The organism is Brevibacterium atlanticum (assembly GCF_011617245.1).
Lineage (GTDB): Bacteria > Actinomycetota > Actinomycetes > Actinomycetales > Brevibacteriaceae > Brevibacterium > Brevibacterium atlanticum.
In genome coordinates this window covers 2,754,653-2,775,857 of the sequence record NZ_CP050152.1, presented here as the reverse complement: position 1 = coordinate 2,775,857, position 21,205 = coordinate 2,754,653, and the positions used below count along the sequence as shown (strand labels likewise).

Here is a 21,205-nt window from a genome sequence, read left to right as displayed (position 1 = left end):
GACTATAGACTTGGCTCGGAAGACAGGTATTCGAAGAACGTGAGGAGCGAGACGTCCATGGCCGAGGCTGCTGATCTGCGAGGTGGCTCGAGGGCATGAATGCAGTACTGGTCGTCATCGTCGGACTCGCGATCTCGTTCGCCCTGGCGCTCTTCGTCGTCCTCCTCGTCGCCCTGCCCGGCCTGCGTGCCGAAGGGCGCCTGCGCTACTCCTCGGATGTGCAGCGGTTCCGCCTGCCCGCGGAATGGACCGGCTACGATGACGAAGTCCACGAATTCTTCGGCCACGACGACGGAACCTCGCACCTGGCGACCCGCGAACAGGCCGCCGTGACCGCGATCCGCGACCATTCGTATGTGCTCAGGCCGCAGCCCAGGCGGCATGCGGCTCCTTCGCTCATCACCGTGCGGCCGCGCACACGCCATTGGAAGATCCCCGAGTCGGGAACCGGGTGGAGGACCACCGCCGGCCTGCTCTTCGGCAGCCGAGGCTCCTGACCTGCAGAGACCACCGCGGCCCAGCATGACCCGGGCCGACCGCGACGGGAGCTGCGCCGACCGATTCCGGGGCACGCACCGAGTGCGAACCGACAGTTGACACCAGCCCGGTGAGAACCGGGAATTCGAGTGCCGTGGGCTCTCCCGCGGGTGCTCAAAGGAGGACGGAAGAACCATGGATCAGCCGATCATCTTACTCATCGTCTTGGCCATCGTCTTCATTCTCGTCGTCGCGCTGGGCATCAGCCTGCGCGTCAGCGGAAAGAGGAAAGGGCTGCGCGACGAGCGCACCATCGATGCCGACGTCACCGGCGAGCTCAGTGCCGACGAGATCGCCGAGGCGGTCGAGAAGGAGAAGGCCGAAGCGCGCGGTTCCGAGGTTCCCACGGAGCCGGCCGGTCGGCTGGTGCGCCTGCGGGAGAGGCTCGCGAAGTCGAACACCGGGCTCGGACGCGGGCTGCTCAACCTCCTGTCGCGGGACAACCTCGACGAATCGACCTGGGAAGAGATCGAGGACACCCTCATCCTCGCCGACGTCGGAGTCGAACCGACCACCGAACTCGTCGACCGACTGCGCGAACGCGTCAAAGTCCTCGGCACCCGCGACCCCGAGGAGGTGCGCGGACTGCTCCGTGAGGAGCTCATCACACTCGTCGACCCCACCATGGACCGGTCTCTGGCGAACCAGGCGACAGGCGGCGATCCGGCCGTCATCCTCGTCGTCGGCGTCAACGGCGCCGGCAAGACGACGACAGTGGGCAAGATCGCCCGCGTGCTCGTCGCCGAGGACAAGACCGTGCTGCTGGGTGCTGCGGACACCTTCCGTGCCGCCGCCGCCGAACAGCTGGCGACCTGGGGTGAGCGGGTAGGTGTTGAGACCGTGCGGAAGGAAGAGGGCGCCGACCCCGCCTCGGTGGCGTATTCGGCCGTCGAGAAGGGACAGCAGGACGGCGCCGATGTCGTCCTCATCGACACCGCCGGGCGGCTGCAGAACAAGCGCGGGCTCATGGACGAACTCGGCAAGGTCAAGCGTGTGGCCACCCGCCCGCTCGGCGAGGGCCACGACATCGACGAGGTCCTCCTCGTCCTCGACGCGACCACCGGACAGAACGGCATGCAGCAGGCGAAGGTCTTCGCCGAGGCGGTCGACATCACCGGCATCGTGCTGACCAAGCTCGACGGCACCGCGAAGGGCGGCATCGTCGTCGCGGTCCAGCGTGAGCTGGGCGTCCCCGTCAAACTCATCGGTTTGGGGGAGGGCGCGGACGATCTCGCCCCCTTCACCGCCGAAGGCTTCGTCGACGCCCTGCTCGACTGATGTCCCGATTGACCGCTCAGTTTCGCTGACGGCGCTGTCGCGCGACTGCGCGCGCGCATTCTTCGAGCCTGGCCTCACCTGCAGATTCGCAGGGTGAGACCAGGCTCGTCACATTGCGGAAACATTTCCGACTCATCACTGTGACATGGGTCATGGAGACTGTGTCTGCCCGGTTCGATTCGGAACCGGCCGAGACACGAAAGAGACGACATGGAACTCGATGCAGTGAATGTATGGATGATGGTCGCCGCGGGGTTGGTGCTGCTCATGACCCCTGGAGTGGCGTTCTTCTACGGAGGAATGACACGGATCACCTCGGCGATCAATATGATGATGATGGTCTTCTCCGCAATGGCCGTCGGCGGACTCGTCTGGGTCCTCTTCGGGTACGGACTGAGCTCCGGTGACTCGATCGCCGGAATCGTCGGCAACCCGCTGTCCGAGATCGGACTCACCGGCTCGGTCGCGAACGACCCGGCCTCACTGATCTCCATCGGCTACGGTTCGACGTTCGCGATGATCGCGATCGCCCTCATCGCCGGTGCGGTCGCCGACCGCGCGAAGTTCTCCACCTGGCTGGTGTTCTCCGCCGCGTGGGTGACCCTCGTGTACTGCCCCCTGGCGTTCATGGTCTGGGGCGACGGACTGCTCAGCGAATCGGGTGCGATCGGCAGCCTGTTCGGACCGGCCATCGACTTCGCCGGAGGCACGGTCGTCCACATCAATGCCGGCATCTCCGCCCTCGTGCTCGTCGTCGTCATGGGTCGCCGCGCGCGCTTCTCGACCCCGCACAAGCCGCACAACATCCCGATCACCGTGCTCGGAGCCGCTCTGCTGTGGTTCGGCTGGTTCGGCTTCAACGGCGGTGCGGCCACCACGATCGAACAGGGCGGACTCATCTGGATCAACACCCTGGCCGCCCCGGCCGCCGGCATGATCACCTGGATCATGATCGAACGCCTGCGGGCCTCGCGACCGAGCAGCATCGGCAGCGTTTCGGGCGCGATCGCCGGCCTCGTCGCGATCACTCCGGCGTGTGCGAACGTCGACCCCTATGCGGCGATCCTCATCGGCATCGCGGCAGGTGCCGGTGCGATCTTCGCCGTCGAAGCGAAGAACCGTCTGCGCTATGATGATGCGCTCGACGTCGTGGCCGTCCACCTCGTGGCCGGAATCATCGGCACCGTGATGATCGGCTTCTTCGCCTTCCCGAACGAGGACGGGCCCGCCGGACTCTTCTACGGCGGCGGCTTCGAACTCCTCATCGCACAGGTCCTCGCGTGCCTCGTGGCCATCGTCTTCGCCGGTCTCGTCACACTCGCGATCTCCCTGGTCCTGCGCTCGACCATGGGGCTGCGGATCGACCCGCGGGAGGAGCTCGAGGGAATCGACACCTTCGAACACGCGGAGCAGGCCTACTCGTTCCGGTGACCACCACAGACGCCCGTTGACGCGGCCGGTGGGTCTCGCCGGCAGCGTCAGCGGGGGAGAGTGCGACGTCGTGCTCATTGATCGCCTCGGCAGGGTGGAAGCAGACCACCCCGCCGAGGCGATCGGCCGTTGACGGACACGGGACGGTGCGCGAGCAGGTTCGCGCCACCTCGGCGAGGGTTCACGGGGCATTGTCAGCACTCTTGGTTTCAGCCCGGCACGGGTGAGTTGCTAGTCTAGAGAGTCGACCAAATCATCGTGAAGAAGGCTCGTTCGTGTTTAATTCTCTGTCCGACAGGCTCACCGCGACTTTCAAGAATCTGCGCGGGAAAGGCCGACTGTCCGAAGCCGACGTCGATGCCACCATCCGCGAGATCCGGCGCGCCCTGCTCGACGCCGACGTCGCCCTGCCTGTCGTGCGAGCCTTCACCGGGCGGATCCGCGAGCGGGCGCTGTCCGAGGAGGTCTCGGGCGCACTCAACCCCGGCCAGCAGGTCGTCAAGATCGTCAACGACGAACTCGTCGCCATCCTCGGCGGGCAGACGCGCCGGCTCACCTTCGCCAAGCGGCCCCCGACGGTCATCATGCTCGCCGGCCTCCAGGGTGCCGGTAAGACGACCCTGGCCGGAAAGCTCGCGCACTGGCTGAAGTCCGAGGGCCACCGCCCGATGCTCGTCGCCGCCGACCTTCAGCGGCCCAACGCCGTCAACCAGCTCCAGATCGTCGGTGAGCGTGCCGGTGCGGTCGTCTACGCCCCGGAACCGGGCAACGGCGTGGGCGATCCGATCCAGGTCGCCACCGACTCGATCGAGGTCGCGAAGTCCAAACTCCACGACGTCGTCATCGTCGACACCGCCGGTCGCCTCGGCATCGACGAGGAGCTCATGGCCCAGGCCGCTGACATCCGTTCCGCGGTCAACCCCGATGAGGTCCTCTTCGTCATCGACGCGATGATCGGTCAGGACGCGGTGAAGACCGCCGAGGCGTTCCTCGAAGGTGTGGACTTCACCGGTGTCGTGCTCTCTAAGCTCGACGGTGACTCCCGCGGCGGTGCGGCCCTGTCGGTCGCCGAGGTGACCGGCAAGCCGATCATGTTCGCCTCCACCGGCGAATCGATGCAGGACTTCGAGCAGTTCCATCCCGACCGGATGGCCGACCGGATCCTCGACATGGGTGACATCCTCACCCTCATCGAGCAGGCCGAGAAGAACTTCGACGAGAAGCAGACCGAGAAGCTCAAGAAGAAGGTCGAGGCCGGCGAGGACTTCGACCTCAACGACTTCCTCACGCAGATGGCGGGCCTGAAGAAGATGGGCTCGATGAAGAAGATGCTGGGCATGATGCCCGGCATGAGCCAGTACAAGGAGCAGCTGGAGAACTTCGACGAGCGTGAGGTCGATCGGGTCGAAGCGATTGTGAGATCGATGACACCGCACGAGCGGACGAACCCGAAGATCCTCAATGGCTCTCGTCGTGCCCGCATCGCCAAGGGTGCCGGAACCACGGTCACCGCGGTCAACCAGCTCATGGAGCGCTTCACGCAGGCGCAGAAGATGATGCGACAGATGACCCGCGGGGGCGGAATGCCCGGCATGCCCGGTGGCGGCGGCATGCCGCAGATGCCCGGAATGGGCGGAATGCCTGGTGGCGCCGGGGCTCGGAAGAAGAAAGCGGCGGGGAAGAAGAAGGGCCGCAAGGGCGGCCAGTCGGGCAACCCCGCCAAGCGTGCGCAGGAGGCGCAGGCGCTGGCCGACAAGAAGTCGGGCAAGACCCAGGACCCGGTCGGTTCGGCCTTCGGCGGCGTCGATCTGGGCAAGGACGAGGAATTCGATCCGGCGAACCTGCCCAAGGGATTCGGCGGAATCTTCCCAGGTGGCAAGAAGTAGAGCCTTCTGGCACAATTGACTCTTGTACTTTTGCTCTCGGTCCGGGCCCTCTCATCCGTGCCGAGGCGATAGTCCGAGCCACGGCTTCCGGCAGGTCAACCCCACGACTCTCCTGGATCAGCTGTGCACACAGAACACAAAAGGAGACACCACTCAAGTGGCAGTCAAAATTCGTCTGACCCGCATGGGCAAGATCCGTGCACCCTTCTACCGCGTCGTTGTCGCTGACTCGCGCACCCGTCGTGACGGTAAGGCCATCGAGCAGATCGGCATCTACCACCCGACCCGTGAGCCCTCGGTCATCGAGATCGATTCCGAGCGCGCACAGTACTGGCTCGGTGTCGGTGCTCAGCCCACCGACCAGGTCAAGGCCCTGCTCAAGCTCACCGGTGACTGGCAGAAGTTCACCGGCGAAGGCGAAGCGGTCAACACCGTCAAGCCGCAGCCGGAGAAGGAAGCCTACGTGGCTCCCAACGCCGATTCGGTGATCAAGGAAGCCATCACTCAGAAGGGCGGCAAGTCTGCGGACGCCGCTGCTGAGGACGCTGCCGAGGCTCCGGCCGAGGAAGCCGCCCCCGAGGCTGCTGAAGAAAGCGCTGAAGCCTGAGATGTTGCCTGATTCGCTCGAGCATCTGGTCCGCGGCATCGTCGATCATCCCGACGATGTCTCCGTACGCTCGCGTTCATCGCAGCGCGGCACGACCCTCGAGGTCCGGGTCCACCCCGAGGATCTCGGCCGGGTCATCGGCCGTGCAGGCAGGACCGCCAAGGCCCTGCGCACCGTGATGAATTCACTGGCCGGCCGCGAGTCGGTGCGAGTGGACCTCATCGAGGCGTAACACCAACTTCCGCGTGAGGGGATGCAGTGCGCAAGCGCTGCATCCCCTCACGTGCATTCACCCTCAGGACGCCGATTACACTGGTGCCTGACCGACAACCCCGAACCTCGAGGAGCAGCATGGACACGGTCATCGCCCGGCTGGGCAAGCCGCATGGGATCAAGGGCGAGTTCACCGTCGAGGTGCGCACCGACCGACCCGAGGAGCGACTGACCCCCGGGTCGACCTACGCCACCGACCCCGACATCGGGCCGCTGACGCTGAAGTCAGCGAGGTGGCACCGCGACCGCCTGCTCCTGGCCTTCGACGAAGTACCCGACCGCAACCGCGCCGAGGAGATCCGCAACACCCTCATCCTCGCCGATCAGGACGATGACGAGGAGGACACCGACGCGTGGTACCTCGACGACCTCATCGGGCTGAAGGTGTATGAGAACGACGCGCTCGTCGGAGAGATCGTCGACGTCACCAACGGCACCGCCCAGGATCTCCTGCACATGAAGCACACCGCCGGGCACGTCGTGCTCATCCCGTTCGTCACCGCAATCGTCCCCGAGGTCGACATCGACGCCGGACGCATCGACGTCACCCCGCCCGCCGGTCTCCTCGACGCCGAATGAACGAGAACCCACCCGCCGAGGCGGCCGATCCCCGGATGTCGATCGACGTCGTGTCGATCTTCCCCGAATACCTCGCCGGCCTGCAGCTCTCCCTGATCGGCAAGGCCGTCGACCGCGGTCAGCTCGGTCTCAACGTCCACGACCTGCGGGAGTTCACCTTCGACCGGCACAACACCGTCGACGACTCACCCTACGGCGGGGGAGCAGGCATGGTGATGAAGGCCGAACCCTGGGCGCTGGCGCTCGAACACATCCTTGCCCGCGGGACCGATGAGAAGCCGACGCTCATCGTGCCCAGCCCGGCAGGCACCGTGTTCGATCAGCGCATCGCCGAGGACCTCGCCTCCCGCAAGCACCTCGTCTTCGCGTGCGGCCGTTACGAAGGCATCGACCAGCGCGTCATCGACTGGGCCGGCGAGCACTTCGAGCTGCTGCCGATGAGCATCGGCGACTACGTCCTCAACGGCGGGGAGGTGGCCTCGATGGTGATGATCGAAGCGATCAGCCGACTCATCCCCGGCGTCATCGGCAACCCGGAGTCCCTGACCGAGGAGAGCCACGAAGACGGTCTGCTCGAATACCCGATCTACACGAAACCCGCCGAATGGCGCGGACGCGCAGTCCCGGAGATCCTGCTCAGCGGCAATCACGCGGCGATCGCGCGGTGGCGACGTGACCGACGTCTCGAACGCACCGCCGAGGTCAGGCCCGATCTGCTCGCCCGTCTCACCGACCTGAGCGCTGAGGACCGAGCCGCCGTCGAACGGTTTGAGTCCGAGCGCTGAGCCGTGGCAGAATGGAGCGTCGCGTTTGTTGGCGTTCACCTGCTTCAGGGGGATGAGCGCCCACAGCGATCCGCCTGATCTGACTCGGCGGATTCACGGGGAGAGATCCCGACAGACGATCCAGTCACCGGTTCACCGGTCCGATATGCGTGTCCTCGACCTGAAGCAGGGGCCACAGGAGAAACCACAATGCAGAAGCTCGATGTTGTAGATGCAGCCTCGCTGAAGTCCGACGTTCCCGAATTCCGCCCGGGCGACACCCTCAACGTTCACGTCAAGGTGATCGAGGGCTCCCGCTCGCGTATCCAGGTCTTCAAGGGAATCGTCATCCGCCGCCAGGGCGACGGAGTCCGCGAGACCTTCACCGTCCGTAAGATCAGCTTCGGCGTCGGAGTCGAGCGTACCTTCCCGGTGCACTCGCCCAACGTCGACAAGATCGAGGTCCTCGCTCGCGGTGACGTCCGCCGTGCGAAGCTCTACTACCTGCGCGAACTGCGCGGCAAGGCTGCTCGCATCCGCGAAAAGGCCTGATTTGCCTGGCACCGTGGGATACGATCACACAGTGCCGAACAGACGAGAAGACGCGACCTTCGGGTCGCGTCTTCTGTCTTCGGGCCGATTCTGGAAGACTGTCGCGATCATCGCCGTCATCATCGTCATCCTCGGCGGATCGGTCCGCGGCTTCGTCATCCAGCGCTTCACCATTCCCAGCGCCTCGATGGAACCGACGCTCAAGGTCGACGACTCGATCACGGTGTGGCGACCCGATGCTCTGCGAGGAGACATCCGACGCGGCGACATCGTCGTCTTCGACGGACGCGGCTCCTTCGTCGACGACCCGCTGCCGACCCCGCTGCAGAAGATGGGATCCTGGGTGGGCCTCGGCCCACGGGACGTCTACTACGTCAAACGTGTCATCGCCCTCGGCGGCGACACCCTGCAGTGCTGCGATGCGCAGGGCCGCCTGCTGCTCAACGGCAAGCCGCTGCGTGAGGACTATGCGCCCACCCCCGCCTCGGAGGAGGAGTTCTCCATCGAAGTCCCCGCCGACACGATGTGGGTGATGGGCGACACCAGAGGCGACTCGGCCGATTCGCGGTCCCTGCTGGGCCGTCCCGGTGGTGGATTCATCCCCACCGACCGGATCATCGGCCCCGTCATCGGGCACGGCTCCTCGGTCGATTGAGCCTCCTCAGCGGAGGAGGTGTCGTGACTCGGGCCTGCCCAGGCGTCGCTCTCGAACTCGACTGAGCCTCACCTCGGTGCGGGTGGCGAACTCACCTGAACGCGTGGTCAGGCTGGTGCTGGTACGCTCATTTCATTCCCTGGAGGTGCAGTCCTCAGCGACAACCGTGGTCCGATGTGAAAGCGAACGAATGACAAGCGAATCCGAAGCTTCCCCGCCCCCCGCCTCGAAACGGTTCGCTCGCGGCCTGCTCGAGACCGTCGCGATCATCGTCTTCGCCCTGCTCATCTCGACGGCGCTGAAGACCTGGGTCGTCCGCTCCTTCTACATCCCCTCCGAATCCATGATGACCACCCTCCAGGTCGACGACCGAGTGCTGGTCAACCAGCTCGCACCACGATTCGGCCCGCCCAACCGGGGCGACATCATCGTCTTCGACGATCCCGACCACTGGCTCTCGGCGATGGAGACGGCCGAATACACGCCCAACCCGCTTCTCGAATTCATCGGCCTGGCCCCCTCGGATGCGGGGAACCAGCTGATCAAACGCGTCATCGGCGTCGGCGGCGACACTGTCGAATGCTGCGATGCGCAGGGTCGGATCAAGGTCAACGGGGAACCGATCGACGAGACCTACCTCGACGACGGCACCGCCCCCTCCGAGATGGACTTCAAGGTCACCGTGCCCGAAGGCCACTACTGGGTGATGGGCGACAACCGCAGCAACTCCGCGGATTCCCGCTACCATATGGACGCCGACCCGTTCGTCGCCGATGACGACCTCGTCGGCACCGTCTTCCTCATCAACTGGCCGTTCAAGCACTTCGGCTGGGTGTCCGACCCCGAAGACGTGTTCGCCGATGTGCCCGCCGCCGAGGGAGCCGCCGGGAACTGATGGGCACACGAGGACTGAGCGACCTCAGCGTGGAGAACGCACTGCTGAGCGAGGGCTTCGACTTCGTCATCGGCGTCGACGAGGTGGGCCGTGGTGCCCTGGCCGGCCCGGTCAGCGTCGGGGCCGCCCTGTTCGACCTCAGAGAGCTCACCGCCGCCGAGGTGCCCGCGGGCATCCATGATTCGAAGCAGCTGAGCGCGATGTCCCGACAGGCCGCAACCGATCGTGTGCGCAGTTGGGCGACCGCGGCTGCGGTGGGCTCGACGAGTCCGAGCGAACTCGACGAGCTGGGGATGACGATGGCGCTCAGCCTCGCCGGCCGCAGAGCGTTCACCGCGATGCTGGAGGACTGGGCCCGCGGGCCAGGTGTCGAGTCTGCGGGTGGGTTCCCGCCGTCGACGATGATCCTCCTCGACGGCAGCCATGACTGGCTCTCGGCCCCACTCACCCTCGATTGCCTGGGGATATTCGGCGACTTTGCGGATCTCGAACTGCCTCGGGTGCGCACGATCGTCAAGGGCGACGGCAGCGTTCCCGCGATCGCAGCGGCAAGCATTGTGGCGAAAGTGGCGCGCGACGAGGTGATGATCGCACTCGCGGCCGAGAATCCGCACTATGGTTGGGAGTCGAACGTCGGATACGGGACGGCGAAGCACCGGCAGGCCATCGTCGATGCCGGACCGAGCATCCACCACCGGAGAAGCTTCCGCTTGCATGCGGTCGGAGAAGCGAAGGAGGGCTCAGCATGAGCGCCGATGATCTGGACGACTACGAAGCGCAGCTCGAACTCCAGCTGTACAAGGAATACCGCGACGTCGTCGGCCTCTTCGCGTATGTCGTCGAGACCGAACGCCGCTTCTACCTCGCCAATCACGTCGACCTCAAGGCGCACAACGACGCGGGGGACGTGTACTTCGAGCTGACTCTGCGCGATGCGTGGGTGTGGGACAGCTACCGTTCGGCACGATTCATCAAGACCGTGCACGTGCTGACGTTCAAGGATGTCAACATCGAGGAGATCGCGAAGTCCGATCTCGAACCGCCCACGTCCATCCGCGGCTGAACGGTCCTTGCGCTTGTGGGCGAACCGACTCGCACGCGTTCACCTGTGGACGGCACGCTGACTCGGGCGTGATGTGCCTGTGGACGCTCACACTGAATCCACAGGCGGTGATGGTGCTCTACCCTTGGCTCGTCTGCCCATGGTCTTCTGGCCGACATGGCACAGAGACGGACAATCGGCCGATCACGCACCGCCCGAGGGATGCGCAAGCAGGCGCTGGGCGAGCACGGTGAAGACCTTGCGGCGGCGTTCCTCGAAGCCGCGGGCCTGGTCATCATCGAACGCAACTTCCGCTGCCCGCGTGGCGAACTCGACATCATCGCCCGAGACGGAGACACCGCGGTCTTCGTCGAGGTCAAGACCCGCCGGACCGCGGCGCTGGGCTCCCCACTGGAGGCCATCACCGCGACCAAGCTCGGGCGTATCCGCCGATTGGTCGGAATCTGGCTGAGCAGTCAGGACGAGTTCTTCCCGGCCACCCGCATCGACGCCCTCGGCATCATCATCGAACCGAGTCTGCAGTTCTTCCACTGCCCGAACATCCAGGTCGACTCATGAATGGCGATGTTCTCGCTGTTGACTCGGGGGAGCCCGAGTACACGGGGTCGAGTTCTGCCGCGTCGAACTCCGCTCAATCGTGCCCCGGCGGCGTTGATTCCGCCGCCAATGTGATCGGGAGGGCCTCGGCCGTGGCCCTGTGGGGACTGAGCGGAAAGATCGTGTCCATCGAAGCCAGCGTCAGCGCCGGCCTGCCCGGCATCGACATCGTCGGCCTGCCGGACGTCTCCGTCAGCGAATCCCGCAAACGGCTGCGAGCAGCTCTGGCCTATCTCGGCACTCCCGTGGCCACTCACCATCTGACCATCAACCTCACCCCGGGCACCGTGCCGAAGGTCGGCACCGGCTTCGACCTCGGGATCGCCGTCGCCGTGCTCAAGGCTCTCGGAAAGATCGCCGCCGATGACACCGGAGAGGTCATCCACCTCGGCGAGATCGGGCTCGACGGGAGGATCCGTCCCGTCACCGGGGTGCTGCCGTCGCTGCACTCAGGAGTCCAAGCCGGTTTCGAGCGCTTCGTCGTGCCCATCGGCAATGCCGATGAAGCCGCACTGGTCGGTCGGGCTCGCATGCGACCGGTGGCTTCCCTGGCCGATGTCGTCAATCTCTACGGCGGATCGATGGCGGTGCCTGCGCTGCCGGCCGTCCTCGAGATGGACCGACCCGTCGCGGTCACACCGGACCTGCACGACCTCGCCGAGGTCCAAGGCCAGTCCGAAGGCCGCTTCGGTCTCGAGGTGGCGGCCGCCGGCGGCCACAATCTGCTCATGCGAGGAACACCCGGTGCGGGGAAGACCCTCCTGGCACAATGCCTCCCCGGGATCCTGCCTCCGCTCGATGACGACGAAGCCGTGGAAGTGGCCACCGTGCGATCCTTACGCGGTGAACTCGACGGCAGCGACGGACTCGACCACCGACCCCCATTCGAGGCACCGCACCACCGCAGCACCGCCTCGGCGCTCATCGGGGGACGCCGCCCGGGCACGGTCGGCCTCCTCAGCCTAGCCCACCGCGGGGTCCTATTCATGGACGAAGCCCCGGAATTCTCCCGCGACGTCCTCGAAGCGCTGCGCCAGCCGATGGAAGCAGGACGCGTCCACATCAACCGGGCGTGGGGATCGATGGTGCTTCCGGCCTCGTTCCAACTCGTCATGGCTGCGAATCCGTGCCCGTGCGGAGTCGGCATGGCCGGGGCGGGCGCGGACTGTCGGTGCACACCTTTGGACAAGCGTCGCTACCGCAACCGCCTGTCCGGACCGCTGCTCGACCGAGTCGACCTGCAGCTCGAACTCTTCCCAGTCTCTCCGGCGGACCTGCGCCTCGGCGGAGGTCAGGAGACCAGCGAGACCGTGGCCATGCGAGTCGCCCAGGCGCGCGAGAGACAGGCCGAACGCTACGCGGACTGCGGCTGGCGGCTCAACGCCGAGGCACCGGGTAACTGGCTGCGCGAGCACTTCGCCCTGACACCGGCAGCACTGTCCGACCTCGACAGAGCCTTGGACACCGGTCGGATCACGATGCGCGGCTACGACCGAGTGCTGCGGGTCGCCACCACGCTGTCCGACCTCGCCGGTGCACCCGGCCCCGACCCCGACACGATGAGAACGGCGCTCGCCCTGAGGACACAGGAGTCATGACCGTGAGCACGAACGATGAGGTCCGCACCTCCATTGCCGCACTCCTGCGCATCGGCGAACCCGGGGACGGACTGCTTCGGCGACTGGTCGACGATATCGGGCCGGTCGCCGCCCTGGCGATCATCACCGCCGTCGCCGGAGGACAGTCCTCCCCGGACGAAGCGGTCGCCGGACTCGCCTCGAACGGCACCGACGCAGCGGAGGGCGGGGCCGCGGCACACGGACAGCTGGCCGGTGCCATCGATCGCTGGGCGGTGCGCGTCGAAGACGAGGATGGGGGAGGAGACCTGGACAAGATCGCCCGCCTCGGCGGTCGTCTCGTCATCCCCGGCGACGCGGAATGGCCGAGCATGCTCAACGACCTCGGGTCGGCAGCGCCGCTCGGACTGTGGGTGCGCGGGGCAGCGGAACTGGGAGCGGCGCTGGCCCGCGCGGTCGCAGTCGTCGGTGCCAGAGCTGCCAGCAGCTACGGAACCAAATGCGCTTCCGACCTGGCCTGGGACCTCGCCTCGCGCGGCATCACCGTCGTCTCAGGGGGAGCTTTCGGCATCGACGCCGCAGCACACCGCGCTGCCATCGCCCGCGAAGCACCGACGGTCGCCTTCATGGCAGGAGGAGTCGACCGCTTCTACCCGGCAGCCAACGCCGACCTGTTCGAACAGATCCTGGCCACCGGTGCCATCGTGTCCGAAACCGCGCCCGGGATGACCCCGATGCGGCACCGCTTCCTGCTGCGCAATCGACTCATCGCCGCCTCCGCCCAGGTGATCGTCGTCGTTGAAGCCGGATGGCGCAGCGGGGCCCTCAACACCGCCCGGCACGCTCTCGAACTCTCCCGCCAGGTCGCCGCATTCCCCGGATCGGTGTACTCGGCCTCATCGACGGGCGCGCACCGGCTCGTGCGCGAACACGAAGCCGAACTCGTCACCTGCTGCGATGACGTCATGGCCCTCATCGACGAGGATGCCCCGACGCTGTTCGACACGTCCGGCACCGGCGACGGACACGAGGTGCTCGTGGGCCACGACCCCGTCGACGAACTCGACGAGAGGGAGAAGATCTGCCTCAACGCACTCTCGGCGACCAAGGCCCTCGACGCGGGGACGACCGCGGTTCGGGCGGGTCTGACCATCGCCGATGCGCTCAGCGCGCTGAGCGCGCTCGACCTCGCCGGTCTTGCCGAACGTCGCGACTCGGGGTGGGTGAAGCTGCGGAAGCCGCGCGGCTGAATGCACGGCCGGGCGTCGGCACCTGCGTATCCTGGGGATGTGAGCACACCGTCGACCGTCGCCGAGGTGGTGTCCGGCTATGCCGACCACCTGCGGTCCCGTGACGTCTCCGCACACACTGCTCGCGCCTACGTCTCCGACGTCACCGACTTCCTCGACCACGCCGTGCACTCGACGAAGCTGCGCCGCGGCGCGAACACGGGAGAGGAGCGTTCGCGGGCCGACGAGGGCGTGAGGATCGATCTGCCCGCAATCGAACTCGATGACCTGCGTTCCTGGCTCATCGCCCTCGATGACGCCGGCGCGGCGAAGTCAACGGTGGCACGCAAGATCGCGGCCATACGTTCCTTCTTCGCGTACGGAGTCACAAGTCTGGGACTGCCGAACAACCCGGCCGCGCGTCTGCGCACACCGAAGAAGGATTCACGCCTGCCCACGGTGCTCAAGCCTCAACAGGCCGCCAGCCTCATCTCTGCCGCAGATACGCAGACCGATGGGACTGCTGAGAAAGACTCCGCGAAGGGACGAGATGCCGATCCGCTCGAAGCCGCGAAGCGGATCCGCGATGCCGCGATCCTCGAGATGCTCTATGCCACCGCAGTGCGCGTCTCAGAACTCACCGGGCTCGACCGCGCAGACGTCGACCGTCGAGCATCGATGATCACCGTACTCGGCAAAGGCAACAAGGAACGACGCGTCCCCTTCGGTGCCCCGGCACGGAAAGCACTGGACGACTGGCTGAAGGCCCGGGATCTCTTCGCCGGGCCCGGCAGCGGCGATGCTCTGTTCCTCGGCGTCCGGGGCGGACGCATCGGAGCCAGGCAGGTCCGCGAGCTCGTTCACCGGTACGGCGCCGATGATCCCGGCGCACCGGACATCGGACCCCACGGACTGCGCCACTCCGCGGCCACCCATATGCTCGACCGGGGTGCCGATCTGCGGCAGATCCAGGAGCTGCTCGGCCACTCGACGATGAGCAGCACCCAGATCTACACACACGTGTCCATGCAGCGGCTGCAGGAGACCTACCGTCGGGCGCACCCTCGAGCGTGAACTGGTTCGTCCGTAGTGCTTGAGCGGGAATATTGGCTACTTGCGCCTGAACTGGGCACTACTTGCGGAACTCCCAGTGCCAGGGTTCGGGCAGCGACCCCGACTGCCTCGCCCAGCCTGGATGGATCCACCCGAACTTCGGCGCATTCTCCCGCATCCACTGATGCTGAGCCGTGCCGAAGGAGTTGATCCCGCTGCCGAGATCGACTGCCAGGGCCCAGCCGTGGTTCGACGTCCCCGGAGTCGCCGCCATTCGTCCCTTGCGTCGTTTGAGAATCACCTGCGTCGCATAGTCCCGATAGGCATCGGTGACCGAGATCGGAGCACCGAACCGAGCCTCGAACGCGTGGGACAGCCGGTCGAACGCCGCCTGCGCGTCACAGCGCAGCATCTGCCCGGGAGCGGTCTTCAGCTGGCACATCGCCGAGGCCGGGATCCGGCCGTTGCTGTGTCCGCCCCAGGCGCCAGCACCTGAGGTCGTCGAGTCCCCACCGCCCTTCGGCTCCTCGGCGGGTTTGCGGGACAGCGGCAGCAGCAGCGATGTCTCCTGGCCGAAGAGCTTTCCGGGATCGATATAGCGCTTGTCGCTGTCGGCCGGCCACGCCCCGATGTGCAGACACGACTGCTCACAGTGGCTGCCTGATGCGACCTCGCCGATGCGCTCCCCGGCTGCGAAGTCCTCACCCTGCTGGAGATCGGTTGTGGCTGGTTGGAACGACAGTACGTGTCCCGAGGCGGTGAGGATGCTCACCGTGGCCGTTCCTGCGACGGTGCCGGCAAAGCGGATTGTCCCCTTCGTCGGGGCACGCAACGGCTCGCCCTCGACGGCGAGCACATCGATGCCCCTGTGCCCCTTGAGCCACGGTTTGTCCGGCGGGTCGAAGGCCGTGACGATCTCCATAGCCGGAACCGGCGTAACCCAGCTCCGCTTCGTCGCATTCGCAGCCTGCGCACGGGCAACTCCTGTGGGGTCCGCGTCTGCCCCCTGCACCGACGCACCGGAGGCCGGGGGAGCGAGTGTGAGCATGAGCGCCAAGGCGAGGATCGCGGCCACGAGCAAAGATGGACCGACACCGCCATTGCCGTCATGTCGGCAACGTCTGCGGGAGTCTCGGCGGCGGTATACGCAGCGAGGCGGATCAGGTGCGAACGGATTCATACGAGCATGAAAGCCGACTCCCAAGCGCCTGTCACCCTTGTCGATGGCCCCTGTGGAGAGGGAAGATTCGTCCACAGGGCCCAGGCGTGCGAGTGTGCGGTCTGTCCCCAGAGGTCGGCGTGAGAGTGACCGGGGCTGTCTGTTGGGCTGAGGGGTGGAATCGCGTCGCGGAGCGGACGCGGCCTCTCGAGTCGAGTGCCGCTCAGCGGCGATCTCTGGAGCCGGCTGCGGCAGGGTCTGTCCACACGGTTCGACGTACGAGTCGGCGGGTCGCTGCGGGCCGGAGAGCCACCTCGGCGAGGGCGGGCCACCGATTGGAAATGGCTTGCCCGAACGGGATAGACTGACCCCAGCAGAAGCATGTCTTCTGACTACGCGTATTCGAATTCTTCTCCTTCCCATGGTGCAGGCCACCCGATGGTGAGCCTGTGGGGCGGATGAACCGAATGCCAGGAATCAACCGAAAATGTCATCGACGCCGTCATCCGGTCGAACCGATCCGAGATCGCACAGATCCCGCATCGAGACGATCACGATCGTCGCGCGCATGACGTAAAAGCACCTGAAGGTGCACAGAAAGGAGGGCGTCGGCATGGCCGTCGTCACCATCCGCCAGCTGCTCGACAGCGGCGTTCACTTCGGACACCAGACCCGTCGTTGGAACCCGAAGATGAAGCGCTTCATCTTCACCGAGCGCAACGGCATCTACATCATCGACCTGCAGAAGTCGCTGGGCTACATCGACAATGCCTTCGAGTTCGTCAAGGAGACCGTCGCCCACGGTGGCTCGATCCTCTTCGTCGGCACGAAGAAGCAGGCCCAGGAATCCATCGCCGAACAGGCCAAGCGCGTGGGCCAGCCCTTCGTCAACCAGCGTTGGCTCGGCGGTATGCTCACGAACTTCCAGACCATCTCGATGCGTCTGCGCCGCCTGAAGGAACTCGAAGAGATCGACTTCGACGACGTGGCAGGCTCCGCTCACACCAAGAAGGAACTGCTCATCCTTCGCCGTGAGAAGGACAAGCTGGAGAAGACCCTCGGAGGTATCCGCGACATGCAGCGCACTCCGTCGGCCGTCTGGATCGTCGACACCAAGAAGGAACACCTCGCCGTCGACGAAGCCAAGAAGCTGGGCATCCCGATCATCGGCATCCTCGACACCAACTGCGACCCCGACGACGTCAACTACCCGATCCCGGGCAACGACGACGCCATCCGCTCGGTCTCGCTGCTCACCCGCGTGATTGCCGACGCCGTCGCCGAGGGCCTCATCGCCCGCCACTCCTCCGAGGACGAGGGTGGAGAGAAGAACGTCTCCGCCGTCGAGCCCATGCCCGAGTGGGAGCGCGAGCTGCTCGAAGGCAAGACCGACGAGGAGAAGCCGGCAGAGGCTGCCCCGGCTGCTGAGGCAGAGGCTGCTGAAACCGAGACCGCTGAGGCCGCACCTGCCGCTGAAGCCGCTGCCGACTCCACCGAGTCGACAGAGTCCTGATTTCCTTTAACTCCACCATCCTGAGGAGAAAGAATGGCAAACTACACTGCCGCTGACATCAAGGCACTGCGTGAGAAGACCGGCGCCGGAATGATGGACGTCAAGAAGGCTCTCGACGAGTCCGACGGCGACCAGACCAAGGCCATGGAGGCCCTCCGTGTGAAGGGCCTCAAGGGCGCCACCAAGCGTGAGGGACGCTCGACCTCCGACGGTCTCGTCGCGACCCACGTCGACGGCGGCGTCGGCACCATCATCGAACTCAACTCGGAGACCGACTTCGTTGCGAAGTCCGAGCCCTTCATCAAGCTCGCCGACCAGGTCCTCGAGCTGGCCGTGGCGAACAAGGCCGACTCGGCCGAGTCGCTGCTCGCCGCCGAGACCGACGGCAAGCCTGTCTCGCAGTTCATCACCGAGTCCGGTGCCACCCTGGGTGAGAAGGTCGACCTCCGTCGCGTCGGCCGCATCGAGGGCGCCAAGGTCGCTTCCTACCTGCACCGCACCAACAAGGACCTGCCCCCGCAGGTCGGCGTGCTGCTGGCATTCGAAGGCGACGACGAGACTGTGGCACACGATGTCGCCGTGCACATCGCCGCTATGGCCCCGAAGTACTTCTCCCGCGAAGACGTGCCCGCCGACCTCGTCGAGAACGAGCGTCGTATCGCCGAAGACACCGCGAAGAACGAAGGCAAGCCCGAACAGGCCCTGCCGAAGATCATCGAGGGTCGCGTCAACGGCTTCTTCAAGGAGAACTGCCTCCTGGACCAGGGATTCGCCAAGGATCCCAAGCAGTCCGTAGCCAAGGTGCTCGAGGCTGCCGGCGTCAAGGCCACCGGCTTCGTGCGCTACCGCGTCGGAGCCTGAGACGACACTGACCGCCGAAGCAGACACCCGTCTGCTTCGCAGGTTCTCCGGGTGAGTGAGAACTCATCCGTGAGGCGGGGTCGGACCGAGAGGTCCGGCCCCGTTTTTCGCTAGACTGGCCCAGACGCACAGCCCGGGTGGCGATCCGCCCGGGTCTCGATCTGCCTGCATGGAAGAAGGACTCAATGACAAGCACTCCGGTTCACGAATCCAGCCACCTCAGCCACCCCGTCCGCACCCATCGCCGTCGCGTCCTGCTCAAGCTCTCGGGTGAGGTCTTCGGCGGAGGCCGGATCGGAGTCGATCCCGATGTCGTGGCGGCAGTGGCCCGTGAGGTCGCCCCCACCGTCGAAGACGTGGAAGTGAGCATCGTCGTCGGCGGCGGCAACTTCTTCCGCGGCGCCGAACTCTCCCAGCGCGGCATGGACCGCACCCGCGCCGACTACATGGGCATGCTCGGCACCGTGATGAACTGCCTGGCTCTCCAGGACTTCCTCGAACAGACCGGAGTCGACACGCGCGTGCAGACCGCGATCCCCATGTCCCAGGTCGCCGAGTCCTACATTCCCCGCCGCGCCATGCGGCACATGGAGAAGAACCGCGTCGTCATCTTCGGCGCCGGCGCCGGCCTGCCCTACTTCTCCACCGACACCGTCGCCGCTCAGCGTGCCCTCGAGGTCCACGCCGACGAAGTGCTCATCGCCAAGAACGGCGTCGACGGCGTCTACACCGCCGACCCGAAGGTCGACCCGAACGCAGAGAAGCTCGCCGAGATCACCTACCAGGAGGCCCTGCAGAAGGGACTCAAAGTCGTCGACGCCACCGCCTTCAGCCTGTGCATGGACAACAGACTGCCCATGCACGTCTTCGGCATGGAAGGCGTAGGCAACCTCCGCAAGGCCATCAGCGGAGAGAAGATCGGCACCATCGTCCACTGAGGCGGCACTTCGCCGAGGCGGCTGCAGTGCGGTCGCCCAACCCGACGTCTGCGCAGGTGAGGACACTCCTGCGAGGAATCGGTGCGGCAATTTTCAGTGATGACCCATAGAATGATCCCAAAGCTTACAGAGATGGAAAGAGTGAACCGTGATTGAAGAGACACTGGCCGAGGCCAGAGAGAAGATGGACAAGGCCGTCGAATTCACGCAGGACGACTTCGGATCGATCCGCACCGGTCGCGCCAACCCTGCGCTGTTCGCCGACATCGAGATCGAATACTACGGTGCTCCCACCCCGCTGCAGCAGCTCGCGTCATTCCAGACTCCCGAGGCTCGCACCATCCTGGTGACCCCCTACGACAAGGGCACCCTCCAAGACATCGAGAACGCTCTGCGCAACTCCGACATCGGTGCCAACCCCGCCAACGACGGCAACATCATCCGCGTCGTTCTGCCGGAGCTCACCGAGGAACGTCGCAAGGAATACGTCAAGATCGTCAAGGGCAAGGCCGAGGACGGCAAGGTCTCCATCCGCAACATCCGCCGCCACGCCAAGGACGTCCTCGAGCGCATCAAGAAAGACGGCGACGCCGGCGAGGACGAAGTCACCCGCGGTATCTCCGAACTCGACGACCTGACGAAGAGCAAGGTGGACAACATCGACCAGCTGCTCTCGCAGAAGGAAGCCGAGCTTCTCGAGGTCTGATGATTGCCGTGACCGGGACCGACAGCCCCGCAGCGAATCCGGCTCCCTTCGGGGAGCCGGACCCATCACGTGACGCTGTGCCAGCTGAGAGCCCCTTCCCCAGGCGCCGGGATCTGCGCAATTCGGACAAGCCGTATTCGCCCGATGACCCGGACTTCAACCCCACCCCCGAGGCGGACGCCGCCGAAGAGGAGCCACCGCCGAAGGACTACGGTCGGGCGGGGCGCAACCTGCCCGCCGCCATCGGCATGGGGCTGCTCATCGGGGGAGTGGTGCTGGCCTCCCTGATCTTCCTGCCGATCTCGTTCCTCTTCCTCATCCTCGTCGCCATCGTCGCAGCGATGTGGGAGCTGGCCAACGCGCTGTCGCGTTCGGGCTCCCTCGTCTCGCGCGTGCCGACGATGGTCTCGGCCGCGTGCATGGTCGTCGCGACCTACATCGGCGGTCGGGAAGCCCTGTGGGTGACGTTTGCGGCCAGTGCCGGCGCCATCATGCTCTTCACCATGGTCGAGCGGCGGAAGAACGCGGTCAAGGACGTCTCGCTCTCACTCTTCGCGCTCACCTACGTCGGCCTCATGGCCTGCTTCGTCGTCTACCTGCTCACTCAGACCGACGGCAACTACCTCGTCATCGTCTTCCTCGCGTCGGTCGTCGCCTCCGACACCGGCGGCTACGTCTTCGGCGTCCTGTGGGGCAAACACCCGATCGCGCCGCGGATCTCACCGAAGAAGTCCTGGGAGGGCTACCTCGGCTCGGTCGTGTTCTCCGCCGCCGTTGCGACGGTGCTCGCGGTCACCCTCTTCGACGCCCCGTTCTGGACGGGACTCGTCTTCGGCGTCGTCATCCCCGCTTTCGCCACCCTCGGTGACTTCAGCGAATCGATGATCAAACGCGACCTCGAACTCAAGGACATGGGCACCCTGCTGCCCGGCCACGGCGGCGTGATGGACCGCCTCGACTCGATCCTGCCGACCGCGCCCGTCGCGCTCGTGCTGTTCTCGGTCCTGCCCGGCTTCCTCTGAGCCATCGGCGCAGGAACGGAGCCCCACCTC

Annotated in this window: 23 protein-coding genes; 22 read left to right on the top strand and 1 reads right to left on the bottom strand. The window is 65.8% G+C overall.

Features of this window, described 5'->3' with window-relative positions:
* Positions 1-95: 95 nt before the first annotated feature.
* From GUY23_RS12395 to GUY23_RS12315, 17 genes are all read left to right on the top strand, one after another.
* Positions 96-497 (top strand): hypothetical protein, encoded by a 402-nt coding sequence (locus GUY23_RS12395; protein ID WP_166972741.1) that lies wholly within the window; start codon positions 96-98, stop codon positions 495-497.
* A 175-nt stretch (positions 498-672) separates the two neighbouring features.
* Positions 673-1,815: a signal recognition particle-docking protein FtsY gene (gene ftsY / locus GUY23_RS12390; protein WP_166972739.1), complete on the top strand. Its 1,143-nt coding sequence runs from the start codon at positions 673-675 to the stop codon at positions 1,813-1,815.
* Positions 1,816-2,025: 210 nt separating this feature from the next.
* Positions 2,026-3,246, top strand: coding sequence for an ammonium transporter (locus GUY23_RS12385; protein WP_166972737.1), 1,221 nt, complete (start codon positions 2,026-2,028; stop codon positions 3,244-3,246).
* A 275-nt stretch (positions 3,247-3,521) separates the two neighbouring features.
* The gene (ffh, locus tag GUY23_RS12380) at positions 3,522-5,132 is read left to right on the top strand and encodes a signal recognition particle protein (RefSeq protein WP_166972735.1); all 1,611 of its coding nucleotides are present in this window, start codon (positions 3,522-3,524) and stop codon (positions 5,130-5,132) included.
* A 157-nt stretch (positions 5,133-5,289) separates the two neighbouring features.
* The gene (rpsP, locus tag GUY23_RS12375; protein ID WP_166972733.1) at positions 5,290-5,739 is read left to right on the top strand and encodes a 30S ribosomal protein S16; all 450 of its coding nucleotides are present in this window, start codon (positions 5,290-5,292) and stop codon (positions 5,737-5,739) included.
* 1 nt (position 5,740) lies between these two features.
* Positions 5,741-5,971 carry an RNA-binding protein gene (locus GUY23_RS12370; protein ID WP_039210974.1) on the top strand — a complete coding sequence of 77 codons (231 nt, stop codon included), beginning with the start codon at positions 5,741-5,743 and terminating at the stop codon, positions 5,969-5,971.
* 119 nt (positions 5,972-6,090) lie between these two features.
* The gene (gene rimM / locus GUY23_RS12365; protein ID WP_166972731.1) at positions 6,091-6,591 is read left to right on the top strand and encodes a ribosome maturation factor RimM; all 501 of its coding nucleotides are present in this window, start codon (positions 6,091-6,093) and stop codon (positions 6,589-6,591) included.
* 35 nt (positions 6,592-6,626) lie between these two features.
* Entirely contained in the window at positions 6,627-7,376 is a 750-nt protein-coding gene (gene trmD, locus GUY23_RS12360; protein ID WP_166976041.1) for a tRNA (guanosine(37)-N1)-methyltransferase TrmD, read from the top strand.
* A 189-nt stretch (positions 7,377-7,565) separates the two neighbouring features.
* Complete coding sequence (gene rplS / locus GUY23_RS12355; protein ID WP_166972729.1) at positions 7,566-7,907, top strand: 50S ribosomal protein L19; 342 nt, start codon at positions 7,566-7,568, stop codon at positions 7,905-7,907.
* Between the two features lie 31 nt (positions 7,908-7,938).
* Positions 7,939-8,562: a signal peptidase I gene (gene lepB / locus GUY23_RS12350; protein ID WP_166972727.1), complete on the top strand. Its 624-nt coding sequence runs from the start codon at positions 7,939-7,941 to the stop codon at positions 8,560-8,562.
* 190 nt (positions 8,563-8,752) lie between these two features.
* Positions 8,753-9,457, top strand: a complete 705-nt coding sequence (gene lepB, locus GUY23_RS12345; protein ID WP_166972725.1) for a signal peptidase I — start codon at positions 8,753-8,755, stop codon at positions 9,455-9,457.
* Positions 9,457-10,206, top strand: a complete 750-nt coding sequence (locus GUY23_RS12340) for a ribonuclease HII (protein ID WP_166972723.1) — start codon at positions 9,457-9,459, stop codon at positions 10,204-10,206. The genes lepB (GUY23_RS12345) and GUY23_RS12340 overlap by 1 nt, the downstream gene beginning before the upstream one ends.
* Positions 10,203-10,520, top strand: a complete 318-nt coding sequence (locus GUY23_RS12335; protein WP_166972721.1) for a DUF2469 domain-containing protein — start codon at positions 10,203-10,205, stop codon at positions 10,518-10,520. The genes GUY23_RS12340 and GUY23_RS12335 overlap by 4 nt, the downstream gene beginning before the upstream one ends.
* A gap of 156 nt (positions 10,521-10,676) precedes the next feature.
* Positions 10,677-11,078: a YraN family protein gene (locus GUY23_RS12330; protein ID WP_228282286.1), complete on the top strand. Its 402-nt coding sequence runs from the start codon at positions 10,677-10,679 to the stop codon at positions 11,076-11,078.
* Positions 11,075-12,715: a YifB family Mg chelatase-like AAA ATPase gene (locus GUY23_RS12325; RefSeq protein ID WP_166972719.1), complete on the top strand. Its 1,641-nt coding sequence runs from the start codon at positions 11,075-11,077 to the stop codon at positions 12,713-12,715. Before GUY23_RS12330 ends, GUY23_RS12325 begins: the two co-directional genes overlap by 4 nt.
* Positions 12,712-13,944, top strand: coding sequence for a DNA-processing protein DprA (gene dprA, locus GUY23_RS12320; RefSeq protein WP_166972717.1), 1,233 nt, complete (start codon positions 12,712-12,714; stop codon positions 13,942-13,944). The genes GUY23_RS12325 and dprA overlap by 4 nt, the downstream gene beginning before the upstream one ends.
* A gap of 39 nt (positions 13,945-13,983) precedes the next feature.
* Positions 13,984-14,997 carry a tyrosine recombinase XerC gene (locus GUY23_RS12315; protein WP_228282277.1) on the top strand — a complete coding sequence of 338 codons (1,014 nt, stop codon included), beginning with the start codon at positions 13,984-13,986 and terminating at the stop codon, positions 14,995-14,997.
* Between the two features lie 58 nt (positions 14,998-15,055).
* Here the strand turns inward: GUY23_RS12315 and GUY23_RS12310 are convergent, their stop codons facing one another.
* Entirely contained in the window at positions 15,056-16,051 is a 996-nt protein-coding gene (locus GUY23_RS12310) for a D-alanyl-D-alanine carboxypeptidase family protein (RefSeq protein WP_228282275.1), read from the bottom strand.
* Between the two features lie 697 nt (positions 16,052-16,748).
* Between GUY23_RS12310 and rpsB the strand changes: the two genes are divergently transcribed.
* The 5 genes from rpsB to GUY23_RS12285 all read left to right on the top strand — a co-directional run bounded on the left by rpsB (position 16,749) and on the right by GUY23_RS12285 (position 21,175).
* Positions 16,749-17,648, top strand: a complete 900-nt coding sequence (rpsB, locus tag GUY23_RS12305; RefSeq protein WP_166972713.1) for a 30S ribosomal protein S2 — start codon at positions 16,749-16,751, stop codon at positions 17,646-17,648.
* Between the two features lie 33 nt (positions 17,649-17,681).
* A complete protein-coding gene (gene tsf / locus GUY23_RS12300; RefSeq protein WP_166972711.1) occupies positions 17,682-18,509 on the top strand; it encodes a translation elongation factor Ts in 828 nt (275 codons plus the stop codon).
* Between the two features lie 185 nt (positions 18,510-18,694).
* Positions 18,695-19,447 (top strand): UMP kinase, encoded by a 753-nt coding sequence (pyrH, locus tag GUY23_RS12295; RefSeq protein WP_166972709.1) that lies wholly within the window; start codon positions 18,695-18,697, stop codon positions 19,445-19,447.
* A gap of 148 nt (positions 19,448-19,595) precedes the next feature.
* Entirely contained in the window at positions 19,596-20,153 is a 558-nt protein-coding gene (frr, locus tag GUY23_RS12290; RefSeq protein WP_166972707.1) for a ribosome recycling factor, read from the top strand.
* A 77-nt stretch (positions 20,154-20,230) separates the two neighbouring features.
* Positions 20,231-21,175, top strand: coding sequence for a phosphatidate cytidylyltransferase (locus GUY23_RS12285; RefSeq protein ID WP_228282273.1), 945 nt, complete (start codon positions 20,231-20,233; stop codon positions 21,173-21,175).
* The last annotated feature ends 30 nt before the right edge of the window (positions 21,176-21,205 follow it).